Origin of the sequence: Actinomadura sp. J1-007 (assembly GCF_009793335.1) — a bacterium.
GTDB lineage: Bacteria > Actinomycetota > Actinomycetes > Streptosporangiales > Streptosporangiaceae > Spirillospora > Spirillospora yumaensis.
Genome location: NZ_WING01000002.1, coordinates 272,027 through 288,231 on the forward strand (window position 1 = coordinate 272,027; position 16,205 = coordinate 288,231).

At 75.3% G+C, this 16,205-nt stretch carries 17 protein-coding genes and 1 pseudogene; 10 read left to right on the top strand and 8 right to left on the bottom strand.

Annotated elements, in window-relative coordinates:
* Positions 1 to 65: 65 nt before the first annotated feature.
* The 5 genes from GEV43_RS35250 (at position 66) to rox (ending at position 3,711) form a co-directional block, all read left to right on the top strand.
* Entirely contained in the window at positions 66 to 881 is an 816-nt protein-coding gene (locus tag GEV43_RS35250) for an alpha/beta hydrolase (RefSeq protein WP_309240102.1), read from the top strand.
* Between the two features lie 28 nt (positions 882 to 909).
* Positions 910 to 1,443: a PaaI family thioesterase gene (locus GEV43_RS35255; protein ID WP_206681549.1), complete on the top strand. Its 534-nt coding sequence runs from the start codon at positions 910 to 912 to the stop codon at positions 1,441 to 1,443.
* Positions 1,444 to 1,456: 13 nt separating this feature from the next.
* Positions 1,457 to 1,750, top strand: a complete 294-nt coding sequence (locus GEV43_RS35260) for a hypothetical protein (RefSeq protein ID WP_160825116.1) — start codon at positions 1,457 to 1,459, stop codon at positions 1,748 to 1,750.
* Between the two features lie 107 nt (positions 1,751 to 1,857).
* Positions 1,858 to 1,983 (top strand): hypothetical protein, encoded by a 126-nt coding sequence (locus GEV43_RS54240; protein ID WP_302931354.1) that lies wholly within the window; start codon positions 1,858 to 1,860, stop codon positions 1,981 to 1,983.
* Positions 1,984 to 2,283: 300 nt separating this feature from the next.
* Positions 2,284 to 3,711 (top strand): rifampin monooxygenase, encoded by a 1,428-nt coding sequence (rox, locus tag GEV43_RS35265; protein ID WP_160825117.1) that lies wholly within the window; start codon positions 2,284 to 2,286, stop codon positions 3,709 to 3,711.
* Positions 3,712 to 3,964: 253 nt separating this feature from the next.
* Here rox and GEV43_RS56580 read toward each other — a convergent pair.
* The 5 genes and pseudogenes from GEV43_RS56580 to GEV43_RS35290 all read right to left on the bottom strand — a co-directional run.
* Positions 3,965 to 4,654 (bottom strand): annotated as a pseudogene (locus GEV43_RS56580) (endonuclease/exonuclease/phosphatase family protein); the annotation flags it as partial.
* 171 nt (positions 4,655 to 4,825) lie between these two features.
* On the bottom strand, positions 4,826 to 5,728 hold the full coding sequence (locus GEV43_RS35275; protein ID WP_160825119.1) for an ornithine cyclodeaminase family protein: 903 nt from the start codon (positions 5,726 to 5,728) through the stop codon (positions 4,826 to 4,828).
* Positions 5,729 to 6,027: 299 nt separating this feature from the next.
* Positions 6,028 to 6,930 carry an acetamidase/formamidase family protein gene (locus tag GEV43_RS35280; protein WP_160825120.1) on the bottom strand — a complete coding sequence of 301 codons (903 nt, stop codon included), beginning with the start codon at positions 6,928 to 6,930 and terminating at the stop codon, positions 6,028 to 6,030.
* Positions 6,930 to 8,339, bottom strand: a complete 1,410-nt coding sequence (locus GEV43_RS35285) for an APC family permease (RefSeq protein ID WP_160825121.1) — start codon at positions 8,337 to 8,339, stop codon at positions 6,930 to 6,932. The genes GEV43_RS35280 and GEV43_RS35285 overlap by 1 nt, the downstream gene beginning before the upstream one ends.
* Positions 8,340 to 8,485: 146 nt before the next feature.
* Entirely contained in the window at positions 8,486 to 9,385 is a 900-nt protein-coding gene (locus GEV43_RS35290; RefSeq protein ID WP_160825122.1) for a proline iminopeptidase-family hydrolase, read from the bottom strand.
* 178 nt (positions 9,386 to 9,563) lie between these two features.
* Between GEV43_RS35290 and GEV43_RS35295 the strand changes: the two genes are divergently transcribed.
* From GEV43_RS35295 to GEV43_RS35305, 4 genes are all read left to right on the top strand, one after another.
* The gene (locus GEV43_RS35295) at positions 9,564 to 10,301 is read left to right on the top strand and encodes a FadR/GntR family transcriptional regulator (RefSeq protein ID WP_160825123.1); all 738 of its coding nucleotides are present in this window, start codon (positions 9,564 to 9,566) and stop codon (positions 10,299 to 10,301) included.
* Between the two features lie 173 nt (positions 10,302 to 10,474).
* On the top strand, positions 10,475 to 10,591 hold the full coding sequence (locus GEV43_RS56585) for a helix-turn-helix domain-containing protein (protein ID WP_375539119.1): 117 nt from the start codon (positions 10,475 to 10,477) through the stop codon (positions 10,589 to 10,591).
* Positions 10,588 to 10,938, top strand: a complete 351-nt coding sequence (locus GEV43_RS35300; protein ID WP_206681550.1) for a hypothetical protein — start codon at positions 10,588 to 10,590, stop codon at positions 10,936 to 10,938. The genes GEV43_RS56585 and GEV43_RS35300 overlap by 4 nt, the downstream gene beginning before the upstream one ends.
* An 88-nt stretch (positions 10,939 to 11,026) precedes the next feature.
* A complete protein-coding gene (locus tag GEV43_RS35305; protein ID WP_160825124.1) occupies positions 11,027 to 12,412 on the top strand; it encodes an FG-GAP repeat protein in 1,386 nt (461 codons plus the stop codon).
* A gap of 22 nt (positions 12,413 to 12,434) precedes the next feature.
* Here the strand turns inward: GEV43_RS35305 and GEV43_RS35310 are convergent, their stop codons facing one another.
* The 3 genes from GEV43_RS35310 to GEV43_RS35320 all read right to left on the bottom strand — a co-directional run bounded on the left by GEV43_RS35310 (position 12,435) and on the right by GEV43_RS35320 (position 15,834).
* A complete protein-coding gene (locus tag GEV43_RS35310) occupies positions 12,435 to 12,974 on the bottom strand; it encodes a hypothetical protein (protein WP_160825125.1) in 540 nt (179 codons plus the stop codon).
* A 92-nt stretch (positions 12,975 to 13,066) separates the two neighbouring features.
* Positions 13,067 to 14,653 (bottom strand): alkaline phosphatase, encoded by a 1,587-nt coding sequence (locus GEV43_RS35315; RefSeq protein WP_160826016.1) that lies wholly within the window; start codon positions 14,651 to 14,653, stop codon positions 13,067 to 13,069.
* Positions 14,654 to 14,772: 119 nt separating this feature from the next.
* Positions 14,773 to 15,834 carry a DUF2293 domain-containing protein gene (locus GEV43_RS35320; protein WP_160825126.1) on the bottom strand — a complete coding sequence of 354 codons (1,062 nt, stop codon included), beginning with the start codon at positions 15,832 to 15,834 and terminating at the stop codon, positions 14,773 to 14,775.
* 94 nt (positions 15,835 to 15,928) lie between these two features.
* Here GEV43_RS35320 and GEV43_RS35325 point away from each other — a divergent pair, with 94 nt between their 5' ends.
* Positions 15,929 to 16,138, top strand: coding sequence for a hypothetical protein (locus GEV43_RS35325; RefSeq protein ID WP_160825127.1), 210 nt, complete (start codon positions 15,929 to 15,931; stop codon positions 16,136 to 16,138).
* Positions 16,139 to 16,205 lie beyond the last annotated feature (67 nt).

The window sequence follows — 16,205 nt, forward strand, 5'->3', positions numbered from 1 at the left end:
AACCGATGGTGACCACTAGGAGGGGGTGGGGCGCCTTGCCCGCCGACCGCACGTTTCCGATCTCCGTGAGCCGGGTCGAGGCCAACGGCATCCGCGCCAACGTGGCGGTCGCGGGGGACGGGCCCGCCGTTCTGCTGCTCCACGGCTTCCCGCACACCTGGCGGCTGTGGACGCACGTGATCCCGCGCCTCGCGTCGTCCCACCGCGTCATAGCCCCCGACCTGCGCGGACTCGGCGCGACCACGCGCGCGGCGGACGGCTACGACGCCGCCAACCTCGCAGCCGACGCCGAAGGCGTCCTCGACGCCCTCGGCGTCCCGTCCGCCGCGGTGGTCGGGATCGACGCGGGCACGCCGCCCGCGTTCCTGCTGGCCATGCGGCGGCCCGAACGCGTCCGGCGGCTCGTCCTGATGGAATCGCTGCTCGGCACGCTGCCCGGCGCGGAGGACTTCCTGTCCTCCGGGCCGCCGTGGTGGTTCGGCTTCCACGCCGTGCCGGGCCTAGCCGAGACCGTCCTCACCGGCCACGAGGCGGCGTACATCGACTGGTTCCTCGACGCGGGGACGCACGGGCGCGGCGTTCCGAGTGAGATCCGGAACGCGTTCGTCGACGCCTACACCGGGTCGGAGGCGCTGCGCTGCGCGTTCGAGCACTACAGGGCCATGCCGACCAGCGCGCGGCAGATCCGGGACGCCGTCGCGACCGCCCGGCTCACGGTGCCCGCGATGGCGATCGGCGCGCATCCGGTGGGACGGGCGCTCGAACGGCAGTTGGAGCCCGTCGCCGCGGACCTCACCGGCCGTGTCGTCGACTCCGGCCACATCATCCCGCTGGACCGTCCGGAACCGCTGCTCGAGCTGCTGGCCCCGTTCGTCCGGTAGGACGGCCGGAGCGGGGGCCGCGGGTGCCATGATGATCGACATCGGCGGGTCCCGCCCGACGGGACCGGCGCCGTACGACCCGCCCCCGATCCCGAGGAGAGCCGTGCAGGACCAGACGTCATCGGACCAGCTCAGCCCCGAGGTGCGGGCGCGCGTGCAGGCCAGCTTCGACCGGCAGGGCCTGATGGGCCACCTCGGCGCGCGCATCACGCACATGGCGCCCGGGTGCGTGCACGTCACGCTGCCCAGCCGGCCCGAGGTCACCCAGCAGCACGGCTACGTCCACGCCGGGGCCACCAGCGCCATCGCCGACACCGCGGGCGGCTACGCGGGCTTCACGCTGTTCCCCGAGGACAGCACGGTCCTCACCGTCGAATACAAGATCAACCTGCTGGCGCCCGCCGAAGGCGACCGCATCGAGGCCGTGGGGACGGTCGTCAAGTCCGGACGCACCCTCACCGTGTGCCGGCTGGAGGTCTTCGGCGTCCGCGACGAACGCAGGACGCTCATCGCGACGGGCCAGCAGACGCTGATGCGCCTGGACGACCGTCCCGACCAGTGAACCCCGGGCCACCGTGCCGCCCGCCTCGGGGACGTTCGAGGTCGAGCACTGGCTCGACGCGTCGCACGAGAACGGCGTCACGTTCTCCGGGAAGGTCGACTGCCTGATGGTCGGCGGCAGGACGGCCGCGTCCACCGGTGTGATCGACAAGGCGAGGCTGCACGGGAACGTGCCGCCGGATGGCTGCCGCCGACGCTCTACCCGCACGGACGGCGCTGAGCCCCGCCGCCCGCGTCCGCCCTCGCCTCCTCTCCGAGGCGCCGCGGTGACCGCGCGCGACGGCGGCGGGCACGTTGCCAGCAGATAGTGGCAAACGGCCCCGCGGACGGTCCCGATCAGGCATTATTGAACGATCTTGATCGGGGGTCGCGCATGGCGAATCGGCAGGAACGTTCCGGGGAGTGGAGCCGGCCCGTGTCCGCGGTGCATCGGCTGCTGCTGCGGATCGGCGTGCCCCGGCTCATGGCCGACCACACCGCCGCCCTGATCGCCGCCAACCGCCCCGGGCGCGGAAAAGCCGACCCCCCGGAGAAGCGCTGAACGCCGCGCGGTCGGCGCCATTCCCGCGGTCGTAGCCGCGCATGATCCGGTCGGGCGCGCCGGAAACCATTTCGCTGAAAAAGGAAAGGGGAGGAGGCGGTTACTCCTTCCATTTTCAATCTATAGCGGGACGGGGGGCTTGCGGCAAGGCCCGGGGGGTGTTGCAGAATCTCCGGCCGGGGCCATGGCCTGCGGAAATCGGTGGTGCGCGCGGCGTTCGTCCTCTGCTGGGACGAGGCGTGGAACGGGTGCGCGCCGCCGAGCCGCGCGGGGGTGGCCGGGCGAGATGAACGGGGGTCCGTGATCGACGTGATCGTTGCGGGCGGGGGGCCGACCGGCATGATGCTGGCCGGCGAGTTGCGGTTGCACGGGGTGCGCGTGCTCGTGGTGGAGAAGGAGGCGGAGCCCTCGGGGCTCATCCGCGCGCTCGGCCTGCATGCGCGCAGCATCGAGGTGCTCGACCAGCGCGGCCTGCTGGAGCGGTTCCTGCCGTACGGCCGGATGCATCCGGTCCGCGGTCACTTCGCCGGGATCGTCAAGCCCGCGCCGGAACGGCTGGACACCGCGCATCCGTACGTCCTCGCCATCCCGCAGCCCGTCACCGACCGGCTGCTGGCCGAGCGCGCCGGCGAGCTCGGCGCCGAGATCCGCCGGGGCCGCGCGCTGGCCGGGCTGAGCCAGGACGAGGAGGGGGTGACCGCCGAGCTGGCGGACGGGACGCGGCTGCGTTCGCGCTACCTGGTGGGCTGCGACGGCGGGCGCAGTACGGTCCGCAAGCTGCTCGGCGTCGGCTTCCCCGGCGAGCCCGCCGCGGCCGAGACGCTGCTCGGGGAGATGGAGGTGGCCGCGCCGCCGGAGACGCTGGACGCCGCGATGGCCGAGCTCCGCAAGACCCAGCTGCGGATCGGCGCGGGACCCATCGGGGACGGGGTGTACCGCATCATCGTGCCCGCGGACGGGGTGGCCGAGGACGGCGCGGTCCCGCCGACGTTCGACGAGTTCAAGCGGCGGCTCCGGGCGTTCGCGGGCACCGACTTCGGCGTGCACTCGCCGCGCCGGCTCGCCCGCTTCGACGACGCCACCCGGCAGGCCGAGCGCTACCGGACCGGCCGGGTGCTGCTGGCGGGCGACGCGGCGCACGTCCACCCGCCGATGGGCGGGCAGGGCCTCGGCCTCGGCATGCAGGACGCGTTCAACCTCGGCTGGAAGCTGGCCGCCGAGGTCCGCGGCTGGGCGCCCGCGGGGCTGCTCGACAGCTACCACGCCGAACGGCATCCGGTGGCCGCCGACGTGCTGAGCAACACCCGCGCGCAGGCGGAGCTGATGTCGGTCGAGCCGGGCCCGCGGGCGCTGCGGCGGCTGCTGTCGGAGCTGATGGACTTCGAGGACGTGGCCCGCTACCTGACGGAGAAGATCATCGCGACCGGGATCCGCTACGACTTCGGCGAGGGGCACGAGCTGCTCGGCCGGCGGATGCGGGACGTCGAGCTGGAGCGGGGCCGCCTCTACGCGCTGATGCGCGGAGGCCGCGGGCTGCTGCTCGACCGGACCGGACGGCTCTCGGCGGCGGGCTGGACGGGCCGGGTCGACCACGTCGTCGACGGCGGCGGGGACCTGGACGTCCCCGCGGTGCTGCTGCGGCCGGACGGCCACGTCGCGTGGGTCGGCGACGAGCAGGAGGATCTGCTCGTCCAGATGGCCAGGTGGTTCGGCGCGCCCGGCGACTGAACGGGCCGCCCGCCCGGTCCCCGGGGCTTCCGGGGGCCGGGCGGGCGGGGGATCTAGCCGATGACGAGGTGGGCGACCACCGGGTAGTGGTCGGACGGGTAGAGGCCCTTCCGCTGGTACGGGTCGATCTCCGTCCAGAGGGTCGAGACGGCGCCCCGGGTGAGGATCCAGTCGATGCGGTCGCCGTTCGGGACGGGGGCTTCCAGCCGCCGAACGTGTTGATGGCCGGGCCGCGCCTGCGCGCCGTCTTCCAGGTGTCGGCGAACGCGTCCTGACCGGTCAGGATCGTGTACGGCTCGGTCTTCTCGGCGGCGGTGTTGAAGTCGCCCGTCAGGACGACCGGGACGCCCGCCTCGAAGCCGCGCACGCGCTGGAGGACGAGCTGCGCGCTCCTGGTCCTGGCGTTCACGGACTGGTGGTCGAAGTGCGTGTTGACGTGGTAGAACACCGTGCCGCTGCGGCGGTCGCGGAACTTCGCCCACGTCACCATGCGGGTGATCGTGTTGCCCCAGGTGGCCGAGCCGATCACGTTCGGGGTGTCGGAGAGCCAGAAGTGGTCGAAGTCGAGCACCTCGAACCGGTCCCTGCGGTAGAAGATCGCCGAGAACTCGTCCCGCGTCCCGCCCTGGCGGCCCATGCCCACCCAGTCGTACTGCGGGAGCGCGCCGTCCAGGCCGCGCATCTGCCGCCACAGCGCCTCCTGGACGCCGAGCAGGTCGGGGCGGTGGCGGCGCAGGACGTCGCGCATCAGCGGCAGGCGCGAGGCCCAGTCCTTCGGCGGCGCGTCGGCGTCGAGCCGGACGTTGTAGGTCATCGCGCGCAGGCGCGCGTCGCCGGCGCTCGCGGAACGTCCCGCGAGGACGGCCAGCGCCGCGGACGCCAGGACCGCCAGCGCGGTCAGGACGAGCAGCGGCCCGCGCAGGCGGCGGACGGGATAAGGCATCGCGGTTCCCTTTCACGATCTCCACTGGCCGCCACACGGTCTCGGCGCCGGGTGTCGCCGCGCCGTCCCCGGCCTGTCCGCCCGGCGACGTGAAGGAGATCATTCGGCCTCCGCGGAGGCGGGACCCCGGGCCGCCGCCGCGGGGGCGCGGAGGCGGGACCGTTCCGGAGGTCAGGCGGAGGGCAGCACGGCGCCGGTGATCGCGCGGGTGATCAGGGCCACGCGGGCGCCGGGGGCGGCGTCGGCCGCGCCGAGGCCGGTGAGGTCGGCGACCGTGGTCCGGTCGCGGGGCGCGCGGCTGCGGCCCGTCAGCACGTCGCCGAGCAGGACCAGGCGCAGGTCGGCCGGGTGGCCGAGGTCGCGCAGGTGGCGGCTGCGGGGCAGGTCGTCGGCCGCGACGAGCGCCGCCGCCTCCAGGACCGAGGCGGTGAGGGCGCGGTGGCCGTCCGGTCCGAGGCAGGTGACGTGCGCGCCGGGCGCGAGCCATTCGCCGCGGACGGACGGCGCGGGGGCATGGGTGACGACGATGTCCGCGCCCCGCACGGCGTCGGCGGGCGCGTCCGCGTGCGTGACCGTCCATCCGTGCAGCGCGCGCATCCGCGAGGCGAACGCGGCGTCCGGCGGGCCCGCGACGCGGAGCTCGGACGGGGCGCGGAGGGCGAGGAGCGCTTCGAGGTGGAGCTCGGCGAGCGGGCCCGTGCCGAGGAGCGCGACCGTCGCGGCGCCGGGACGGGCGAGGGCGTCGGCCGCGAGCGCCCCCGCCGCCGCGGTGCGCACGTCGCCCAGGTAGCCGTCGTCGAGGACGATCACGGACGGGCGCCCGTCGGCGTCGCCCACCACGCTGAGGCCGGACGCGGGCGTCGCGAGCCTCGCGGTGAAGTGCTCGCCGCCGTGGACGTGCGCGCCGGTGACGTCCACCCGCGTCCGGGACGTCCGCAGGCGCCACCGGCCGGGCTGCGTGACGGCCCCCGCCGCGTGCGCGACGAGCGCGCCGCGCACGACGGGCACGGCGTCGCCGATCGGCAGCATCGCCCGTACCTCGGTCTCGGTCAGGACGACGGGCGGGTCGGTCATGGTCTCTGCGCCTCCGGTCTCGGTGCCGTGCAGGACGTTACGGAGCGGCCCTTGTGGACGAGATCCCGCCGGAGTCCTTCTCCGTCCTGTCATACGCCGGTATGACCCGTACGCGGGCCGCTACACGAATCCCTGCGTGAGCGCGGAACCGGTCGCCGCCCTGCGGTCGCAGGAGCGTCCGGTAGGCGGGCCCGTGGGCGGGGTCCGTGGGGTTCCAGGCGGCCCACCCGCCGAGCTGGTAGGGCACCTTGTGCCACGCGATCGTGATGCCGCGGTCGAGCGCCGAGCTCGTACGCGCCCTACGAGATCAGGGACAGCTCCAGGTGGGCGGTGACCGTCCAGTTGGGGACGTCGACGACCTGGGAGACCTTCAGGTCGGCGGCGACGCTCGCCAGCAGGTAGGCGTCCACCGGGTCCAGGCCGGTGCGCGCGGAGATCTCGTCCACGAGGTACCGGGTGGCGTCGCGCGCGGCGCGGTGCAGGTCGGGGCCGATCCCGGTGGTCGCGAGGGCCGCGCCGGTGCGCTGGGCGCGCGGGTCGGTCTCGATCACCGGCGTGCGGGGCGCGGCGCCCTTGCGGACGTCCACCCGCAGGCGGACCGCGGCCTCGGTCTCGACGCCGGTGCCGCAGACCTCGCCGTCGCCCATGGCGGCGTGCGCGTCGCCGAGCGAGAGCAGCGCGCCCGGCACGCCGACCGGCAGGACGAGGCGCGCGCCGGGCCCGATGTGGCGGACGTCGAGGTTGCCGCCCCAGCGGCGCGGCGGCACGACCGAGTGCTCGCCCGGCTCGGGCGGCGCCACGCCGATCGTCCCGACCATGGGGACGACCGGGACGGCCAGCCCCAGTAGGTCCGCGGTCGAGGCGATCTTGGAGATCCGCAGGCGCGGGTCCGGGAAGTCGTCGGCGAGGAGCCCGAAGCCCGGGATGCACGCCGTCCAGCCCCAGTCGCCCACCGCCACGTCGAGCAGGTCGACGACCAGGGCGTCGCCCGGTTCGGCGCCCTCGACGAGGAACGGGCCCGTCACCGGGTTGATCCGGGTGAAGTCCAGGGCCGGGACGTCGGCTGACGTGGACGCGGGGCTGAACTGCCCGCCGCCCGCGTCGGCCGTCTCCACGGTCGCCTCCTCGCCGGGGGCGAGCGTCGCGACGGGGGCGATGGCGTTGTCCCACACGTGGTGACGCTGCGTGCGCCGGATGTGCATCAGTCCTCCAACTTCAGGTCGGCGCCCCGTCCGGAACGCGTGTAGAACACCAGGACGACCGCGCCGACGGCCAGCCAGGCCAGTCCACCGATCTTCGCGCGGGTGTCGGCGTTCACCAAGACCGAGCCGATGATCAGGAAGCCGAGCGCGGGCGCGAGGATGTGCAGGTGCCAGCGGGTGCTGCGGTTGCGGAGCCTGAAGTGCACGAACACCGCGACGTGCAGCATCAGGAACGAGAACAGCGCCCCGAAGTTGACCAGCGAGGACAGCAGGTCGATCTGCCCGGTGAAGAACAGCCCGAGGACGAGCGAGATCGCGGCCACGAACAGGATCGCGCGTTCGGGCGTCCTCCGGGTCGGGTGGACGTGCGCGAGGAACCGGGGCAGCTTGCGGTCGCGCGCCATCGAGAACAGCAGCCGGGACGTCGCGGCCTGCGCCACCAGCGAGTTGGCGATGCCGGTCGCGAGGGCGGCGGCCACCGCGACCGTCACCTTCAGCCAGCCGCCGCCCGCGATCCACGCGATGTCGTAGAACGCCGAGTTGGTCGCGTCGCCGTCCGGGAACGACTCGCGGCCCGGCACCAGCAGCGCCGCCACGTACGTCTGGACGACGAACAGCCCCGCCACCAGGCACAGCGCGAGGATCGTCGCGCGGCCGACCAGCCTGCGCCCGCCGCCGCGGACCTCCTCCGACAGCGTGGAGATCCCGTCGAAGCCGAGGAAGCTGAGCACCGCGATGGACAGCGCGCCGAAGATCAGGCCCGGCGTGAGCAGCTCGGGCTTCAGCAGCGGGTCGAGCGTGAAGCGCGCGCCGTTCTCGCCGCGCGCGACGGCCGCGAGGCCGAACCCGACGAACAGCGCGAGCACCACGAGCTCGCCGAACAGGAACAGGCGGTTGAGCCGGGCCGTGGACTCGATGCCGAGGAAGTTGACGACCGTGTTGACCAGCACGAAGACGATCACCCAGGCCCACTGCGGGACGGCCGGGACGAGGGAGGTCAGCGCCGCGGCGCTCATCACGTACAGCAGCGTCGGGATCAGCAGGTAGTCGAGCAGGATCGCCCAGCCGGCGAGGAAGCCGACCTTGTCGTTGATCCCGCGGCCCGCGTAGGCGTAGACCGACCCGGCGATCGGGAACGCCCGGGACATCTCGCGGTAGCTGAGCGCGGTGAACAGCATCGCGACCAGGCCGATGAGGTAGGTCAGCGCGACCATGCCCTTCGACCCGTTGAACACGACGCCGAAGATGGTGAACGGCGCGATCGGCACCATGAACACCAGGCCGTAGACGACCAGGTCGGTCAGGCTGAGGGAGCGCTTGAGCTCCTGGGCGTAGCCGAAGGAGCCGAGCGTCTCCTCGCCGCTGTCGGATGCGCCGGGCTGTGCCGCGCCGGGCTTGGCGGTCGTCATTCGCACGCGCCTTTCAGGGGGTACGGGTGGTTCGGGTGCGGGGCGGCGCATCGGCGCTGGTGCGCCGCCGGGGGATCGGGCCGGGCGCGGGCCCGGGGATCGGGCGGGGCCGGCGGGGAAGCGGGCGGGGCCGGGGCGTCGCGGGGTCAGCGGGACGCGAGGAAGGCGGCGACCTCGGCGAGGCACGCCTCCCGCTCCTCCACGTGCGGCATGTGGCTGGACTCCTCGAAGATCCGCCAGCGGGCGTCCGGAATGCGCTCGGCGTACGGGCGGACGGCCGCCGGGGCCGCCTCGTCGTACCGGCCGGACAGCACCAGGACCGGGACCTCGATCCGGTCCAGCCGGTCGATGATCGACCAGTTGCGGAGCGTCCCGACGACGTGGAACTCGCTCGGCCCGTTCATGGTGTGGTAGACGGTCGGGTCCGCGTCGATCGCGGCGAACGTGCGCGCCACCTCGTCCGGCCACGGGATCCGGCACACGTGCCGGTCGTAGAAGACCCGCATCGCCGCCGCGTACTCGGGCGAGCCGGTCGTCTCGCGGTCCTCGTGCTCGCGCAGCGTCGCCTCGACCTCGGGCGGCAGGTCGAGGCGGAGCCCGGCCGCCGCCGCGAGCCACAGCGGCATCGAGGCCGGCGAGTTCGCGATCACGAGCGAGCGCAGGCCGGCGGGCCGCAGCACGGCGTGCTCGGCGCCGAGCATCCCGCCCCACGACTGCCCGAGCAGGTGGTAGCCGTCCGCGATGCCGAGGTGGCCGAGCAGGTTGTCCAGCTCGGCGAGGAAGAGGCCGACCGTCCAGAAGTCCGCGCCCCGGTCCGGCAGGTGCGTCGAGCGGCCGTTGCCGAGCTGGTCGTAGTGCACGACGGGGCGTCCGGTGGACGCGGCGAGGTCCGCGAACGACAGCACGTAGTCGTGGGTGCAGCCGGGCCCGCCGTGCAGCACGACGAGCGGGGCGGGGCCGGAGTCGAGCGGGCCGGTGACGCGGTACCAGGTCCGGTGACCGCGGAACGGGGCGTACCCCTCGGTGACGGCGGGCGCTCCGGACACGCGGACCTCCTGTGAGCTGGGTGAACGCTGATGACAGCGAGGATATGCCGTAAAAGGTCTAAATCCCAGACCTTTCTGTAACGTTAGTGTTTCCGGGACGGTGTCCGACCCGCGGGGTGGGGGCGCCGCGAGGCGGAACGACCGGCGGGACCGGACGGCACCGGGGGAGGGCGGCGCGATGGGCCACGAGTCGCTGGGCCCGCTGCGCCCGGCCCGTACGGGCGAGCAGGTCGCGCACCGGCTCGCCACGGCGATCGCCCTCGGCGAGTTCAGCCTCGGCGACCGGCTCCCGAGCGAGCGCGACCTCGCGGCGCTGCTCCAGGTCAGCCGCGAGAGCGTGCGCACCGCGCTGCGCACGCTGTCCGGCTCGGGGCTGGTGGAGATCAGGCGGGGCCGGGGCGGCGGGGCGTTCGTCCGCGCCGAGTGGGCCGAGGCCAGCGAGCACGCCGTCCGCAGCGCCCTGCTCGAACGGTGGGACGAGTTCGAGGAGCTGTTCGACTACCGCCGCCTGATCGAGAGCCTCATCGCCCGTACCGCCGCCGAGCGCGCCACCGCCGACGACCGCGCCGCGATCGCACGGGCCCTCGCCGGGTTCGACGCGGCGGCGACGCCCGGCGAGGCCCGCGAGCACGACGTGGCCCTGCACCGCGCGATCGCCCGCGCCGCCCGCAACGCGCGGCTGCTCGCCCTGCACGAGCGGCTGCTGTCGGAGGTCAGCCTCGGCGTGTCGGCCGAGCCGTACACCTGGGCGATCTACGAGGAGGCCAGGCCGCACCACCACGCGCTCGCCGACGCGATCGCGCGCGGCGACGGGGACGAGGCCGCCCGCATCGCCGGCCGCCACTTCGCGATCACCGAGGACGCCGTGCGGCGGCTCGCGCGCAGAGTCGGCCGCGCCACCCCTCCCGAGCCGTGACCCCCAGACGCGGACCACGCGCCACGCCACGCCGCGCCCGCGGCCCGCGGCCCGCGGCCCGCGGCGAGTCCGCCCGCCGTCCGCGGACGGGCCCGGCCGGGGCGGACGGGCCGCGGGGCGTGTGGGATCGTCGCAGGCGTGACCGGCGGCTTCGGGGGAGGACGGCGACCGCGATGACGACCCTCCAGACCCTCGACCGCGGCCTGCGGGCGCTGGACGCCGTCTCGCAGTGCCCCGCCGGGATCACCGTCGCCGACCTCGCGCGTCGGCGCTCCAGTTCGCGGGCATGATCGGCGGCGGCGCCTGGTCGGACCGCGCCGGCCGCCGCGTCGCGATGCTCGTCCCGTCGGTCGCGCTGCTGGTCTGGGCGCCGGTGTTCTTCTGGCTGGTCGGGGCCGAGGCCGCCTGGATCACCGAGCTGTTCCCCACCCGGTACCGGTACGCCGGGTCGTCGCTGGTGTTCCAGGGCTCCTCGATCGTCGCGGGCGCGCCCGCCCCGTTCATCGCGGTGTGGCTGGTCGACCGGTTCGGCGCCGGAGCGGTGATCGGCTACCTGGTGGCCACCATGCTGGTCACGGCCGTCGCGCTCGCGTTCGGCCGCGAGACGCGCGGCACGGACCTGGACGCGGTCCGGTAGCCGCCCCGCGGTCCGCGCCCGCCTGACGTTAACGGGACCGTCATCTCGCCGGAGGGCGGGCGTTCCACGGGCCGGGGACCTTGCCCGTGTGAGCATCTCCCCCCGCCCCCTGCCCTCCCTGTGCCTGCTGGCGGCGCTGGTCGCCGCGACCGCGTCCGCGCCGCCGCCGCGCGCGCCCCGGCCCCGCCCTCCCGTGCCGGTACGGGCCGTCGCCGCGGCCGTCCCGTGCCCGCCCGGACGCGCCGTCCCCTCCGACTTCGACGGCGACGGCACCGCCGACCTCGCCGTCGCGGCCCCGCACGCGCGCGCCCGCGCGGGCATGGTCGCCGTCCTGTACGGCACGCGCCGCGCCGACTGGCTCTCCGAACCCGGGCCGCCGGGACGCGGCGACGGGTTCGGCGCGGCGCTCGCCGCGTTCGACGCCGACCACGACCGCTGCGCCGACCTCGCGGTCGGCGTGCCCGACGCGGCAGCCGGGCGCCGCCCGCCCGGCGCCGAGGGCGAGGGCGCGGTGCGGATCTTCCACGGCTCGCCGGGCGGGCTGCGCCCCGGGCGGCGGCTCGCGCTCCGGCCGGACGGCACCGACCGGTTCGGCGCGGCGCTCGCCGCCGCCGACCTCGACCGCGACCGCGACGACGAACTGGTCGTCGGCGCGCCCGGCCACGCCGGCGGCGGCGCGGTGGCCGTCTTCGGCCTGCGCGGGCGCGGCCTGCGGCGCGGACCGGTCGTCACCCGGCGCACCGGCTGGGTCGGCGGCGGCACCGCCGAGACCGACGCGTTCGGGACCGTCCTCACCTGCGGCGACTACGACGGGGACCGCCGCGACGAGATCGCGGTCGGCGCCCCCGGCGACGGCGCCAAAGGCGAGGGGGCGGTGACCGTGCTGGACGTGCTGGAGCGTTCCTCCACCCGCCTGGCCCAGGACTCCGCCGGCACCGCGGGCACTCCCGAACGGCTCGACGCGTTCGGCGCGGCCCTCGCCTCAGGCGACTTCGACCGCGACGGGCACGACGACGTCGCCGTCGGCGTCCCCGGCGAGAGCCTCACCGACGCGGGACGCATCGAGGGCGCCGTCCAGATCTTCGCCGGACCGTCCCTCGCCCAGCGCGGCCCCACCCTGACGCCCGGCGCCCGCCGCTTCCACCGCTTCGGCTCCGCGCTCGCCGCGGGCGACCTGACCGGCGACGGCACCGCGGACCTGGCCGTGGGCGCGCCGGGCGGGGGAGAGGTCCGCGTGCTGCGCGGCGTACCCGACCGCGGCCTGGCCGCCCGTTCCGCGAGAACGCTCACCTCGCCGTTCGGCTCCGGCGCGCAGTTCGGCTGGGCCCTGGCGATCAGGAACGGCGAACTGGCCGTAGGCGCCCCCGGCGCCCGCTCCTTCGGCGGCGCCGCGACCCTCACCGCCCGTCCCCCGAACACAGCCGACGCCCTACCGCTGACCCCGGCCGGTCTGCTCGGCTACGCCTTCGCCTGACCACCAGCCCCAGGGCCGGGGCTTACGAGATACGCAACCGTGCGGTGTAGTCCTGGCCGGCGGGCGGGCTCGCGGCGGGCTGGAGGTCGAGGAGGCGGATCGTGTGGCCCGCCGCCTTCACGCTCGCCGCGAAGCGGCGGTTGGTGTGCAGCTTGTAGGAGGCGGGGGAGCCCTTCGCGCCGGCGACCTGGAGCGTCACGATCGCGTCGCCCTCCCAGACGCACGTGGCGTTCTTGGGGCAGCGGCTGTCGGCCACGCTCTTGAACGTCACGGTGAGCGTGCCGTCCTTGAGGCGCGCCGTGCCGCCCCGGCGCAGGGCGAAGTCCTGGCCGGGGGCGACCTGGCCGCCGCCCGGCCTGCCCGCGTCGGGCAGCGGCTTGGACGGGGCCCTCGGCGCGGACGACCCCGGAGCGGACGATCCCGGCGCCGGGGAGGCCGGCGCGGAGGCCGGTTCGGGGGGCGGATCGGACGAGGACGACCTGGCGTCCGCCGAACCGCAGGCGGTGAGGGCGACGAGCGGCGCCGCCGCGATGAGCGGCGCCCAGCGGAGTGGGGTGGACATGCGTCTCTCCAGATGTGGATCGGCCGCGTTCGGTCCGCGCCGACATTGGACGCGGCGCGGAACCGGGGCGTTCCCGCGATGGGGCGGGAAATTCAGCGGCCGTCCAGCGACCGTTCCCCGTCGCCGATCGTGAACGCCGCGGCGACGGTCGCGGGAGCGTTCCGGCGGGTGACGTACGGGACGGCGTGGAACTCGGCCCGCAGCTCGCCCGGCCCAGCCTCGCACAGCACGTAGCCGCGGCGCTGGTCGATGAAGGCGATGTGCGGGTTCTCGGCGCGGACCGCCTCGTTCGCCGCCGGGTCGGGCACGCCGTCGCCGTCGCTGGAGACCGACGTCGCGACGAGTTCCACGCCCACCCGCGCGGAGCCGGGGTCGTCGAAGTCCTGGAGCAGGTCGTTGGCGTGCGCGACGTGGACGTCCCCGGTGAGGACGACGGGGTTGCGCGCCCCGGACGTCAGCAGCCCGTCGAGCAGGCGTTGGCGTTCGGCGGCGTAGCCGTCCCAGCCGTCCATGGCCATCAGGCGGCCCGGCCCGAGGCGGTGGTCGCGCTGCGCCAGGAACACCTGCTGCGCGAGAACGTTCCACTGCGCGCGGGACGAGCGCAGGCGCGCGTCGAGCCAGCGGAGCTGCGCCGGGCCCGCGAGCGCCCGCCGCGCGAGGCGCGCGTCGCACCCGGAACGCAGGCCGTCCTCGCACGGCTGGTCGTCCCTGAACTGCCGGGTGTCGAGCATGTGGAACGTCGCGAGGCCGCCCCACCCGATCGCGCGCGTCAGGCGGAGCCGCCCGTCCGGCCGGAACGCCGACCGGCGCAGCGGCATGTGCTCGTAGTACGCGCGCATGGCGGCGCGCTTCCGCCCGGCGAACCCCGGGTACTTCGTGCCGGGGGCGTCGCCCGCCCAGTTGTTCTCCACCTCGTGGTCGTCCCACGTCACCGCCCACGGCGCGGCGGCGTGCGCGGCGCGCAGGTCGGGGTCGGTCTTGTACTGGGCGTGCCGCAGCCGGTACTCGGCGAGCGTCTGGAGCCTGCCGCCCGCGTGCCGCCGGACGACCGGCAGCGGCGAGTCGTCCTTCGCCGAGTCCTCGTAGAGGTAGTCGCCGAGGTGGACGACGAGGTCCGGGCTCCGTTCGGCGATGCGGCCGTAGGCGGTGAAGTAGCCGTGCTCGTAGTACGCGCAGGACGCGACGGCCAACGTCACGGGCGACGGCGCGCCGGGCGGCGGAGCCGTCCGCGTACGGCCGGCGGGCGACACGTGGCCGTCCGCCCGGAACCGGTAGTGGTAGTCGCGTCCGGGCGCGAGGCCGTCCACCTCGACGTGCACGCTGTGCGCGCCCGCCTCCCGCGCCGCGACCCGCCCCCGCCGCACGACGCGGCCGAACGACTCGTCCTCCGCGACCTGCCATTCCACGTCCACGTCGCCGCGCCCCCGCAGCCCGCCGTGGCCGTCGTCGGCGAGCGGCCTCGGGGCGAGCCGCGTCCAGAGCACGAACCCGCCGGGCGACGGATCGCCGGAGGCGACGCCCAGCTCGAACGGATCGCCCGCGCGGGCGCGCCGTTCCCGCCTCGGCGAGGACGGCGCGTTCGGCGCCCACGCCTGCGGCGTCCGCGCGAGGGGCGCGGTCCCGGCGAGTCCCGTGGTCCCGGCCAGTCCCGTGGTGGCCAGGAACGTCCTGCGTGTCATGTCCACGCGTCCAGTGCAGAACACCCGATTGAGGACGAAACGAGGCGCAGACGACCACGAGCGCAACAGGGAGTGAAGCGGATGATGCGCTCCACTCCGTACGCCCTGCGTCCGGGCGGTCACGGGTGCGGACGGCCGGTGCGCCAGCGGGTCAGGACCGCGTCCACCTTGGAACGGATCGCGGCGCGGGCCTCCGCCCGGGGGACGCCGTTCATCAGCATCTCGTCGTAGCCGGTGTCGAGATGGCGGACGGAGGCGACGACGGCGAGGGTGACGGCCTCCTCGTCCAGTTCGCGGCCCGCCGCCGTGCGGCCGACGCGTCCGCTGCCGCGCACGGCGGCGTGGCCCGCGATCTCCTCGGCGCGGCCGGGCGGGCAGCCGGGGAACAGCGCGACGATCCGCTCGGTCATCCGGGCCATGAGGTCGAGGTCCTGCTCGGCGCGGCGGTCGCGGTCGCGGTCGCGGCGGCGGGCGCGCGCGTCCTCGTCGGCGAGGCACCGCTCCTCGGCGCGGCGCAGCGCCTCCTCCTCGACCAGCACGCCGCGCCGCTCGTAGCGCTTGCGGCGCCGGTTGTACTGGACCACGACCGCCGCCAGGCCGCTCTCCTTCTTCGCGCGGCGGCTGAGCGCGGCGTCGCCCGAGGGCAGGAACACCAGGTGGTCGAGGTCGGCGCAGGCGAGGCAGAGCGGCGCGTCGCCCTCCATGACCTGGTGGTCGCCGCCGCCGCGGCAGCCCGCGCAGGTCCACGGCCCGGAGGGCAGCACGGCGACGAGGTCGGGCGGCTCGTCGCGCTTGGCGTCGAGCCGGGCCCGCTGCGCCGGGGTCAGGTCGGGCGACAGCCAGTGCACGCGGAGCGCCCGCTCGGCCGCCGGGTCGCCGGACGCGGTGAACCGCAGCGGGCGGCGGTCGCGCGTCGCGGCGGTGTAGGCCGCCTCGCTCGCGTCGAGCCCGCCCTTCTCGGCCCAGGCCCGCAGCGCCTCGACGGCCTCGGCGACGCGGTCGGCCCGTACGGGCATGCACGCCTCAAGGGAGTCGTGCCGCCCCTGGCGCCACTCGTCCACCTGGGCGGACCGCAGCCAGCCGAGCCGGGTGAAGACCTCCACGGCCGACACCGAGCGCGACCGCCGCAGGATCTCGTCCGCCGCGTCCTCGACCCGCCGCGCCACCCGCCCCTGACTCACGCCGACACGGTACCGCCCCCCGGTGACACCCGCCGCCCGCCGCCGGGCCGACCCCGAAGCGCAGCGGAATGATCACGGTGCGTAGTGTTCGATCATGGGGGAGCGCTGGGCGGGACCCGGCGGGACGCGGGTCCGGGCGGTGCGGCTGGCCGGGGCGCACCGGGTCTGGGCCGACATCGCGGGCATCGCGGCGGACGCCGGGCACGCGTTCCTGGTCGTCGAGGACGGGCGGCTCGTCGGCTACTTCGCGTCGGTGGAGGACCTGGCCGAGGCGGTCGACCTCGCCGCGCTGAGACCGGATTGAGACCCGATCGCGGCGGCCGCGGCGGTCCGCGCCTTGCGGGAAGAGGAAACAGCGTGTAAACGTTTAC

Coding starts and splice junctions, on each gene's coding strand:
- GEV43_RS35300 (WP_206681550.1), top strand. CDS start 10,588: ATGATCGGCGGCGGCGCCTGGTCGGACCGCGCCGGCCGCCGCGTCGCG.
- GEV43_RS35310 (WP_160825125.1), bottom strand. CDS start 12,974: ATGTCCACCCCACTCCGCTGGGCGCCGCTCATCGCGGCGGCGCCGCTC.
- GEV43_RS56585 (WP_375539119.1), top strand. CDS start 10,475: ATGACGACCCTCCAGACCCTCGACCGCGGCCTGCGGGCGCTGGACGCC.
- GEV43_RS35325 (WP_160825127.1), top strand. CDS start 15,929: ATGGGGGAGCGCTGGGCGGGACCCGGCGGGACGCGGGTCCGGGCGGTG.
- GEV43_RS35255 (WP_206681549.1), top strand. CDS start 910: ATGATGATCGACATCGGCGGGTCCCGCCCGACGGGACCGGCGCCGTAC.
- GEV43_RS35295 (WP_160825123.1), top strand. CDS start 9,564: ATGGGCCACGAGTCGCTGGGCCCGCTGCGCCCGGCCCGTACGGGCGAG.
- GEV43_RS35285 (WP_160825121.1), bottom strand. CDS start 8,339: ATGACGACCGCCAAGCCCGGCGCGGCACAGCCCGGCGCATCCGACAGC.
- GEV43_RS35280 (WP_160825120.1), bottom strand. CDS start 6,930: ATGCACATCCGGCGCACGCAGCGTCACCACGTGTGGGACAACGCCATC.
- GEV43_RS35275 (WP_160825119.1), bottom strand. CDS start 5,728: ATGACCGACCCGCCCGTCGTCCTGACCGAGACCGAGGTACGGGCGATG.
- GEV43_RS35315 (WP_160826016.1), bottom strand. CDS start 14,653: ATGACACGCAGGACGTTCCTGGCCACCACGGGACTGGCCGGGACCACG.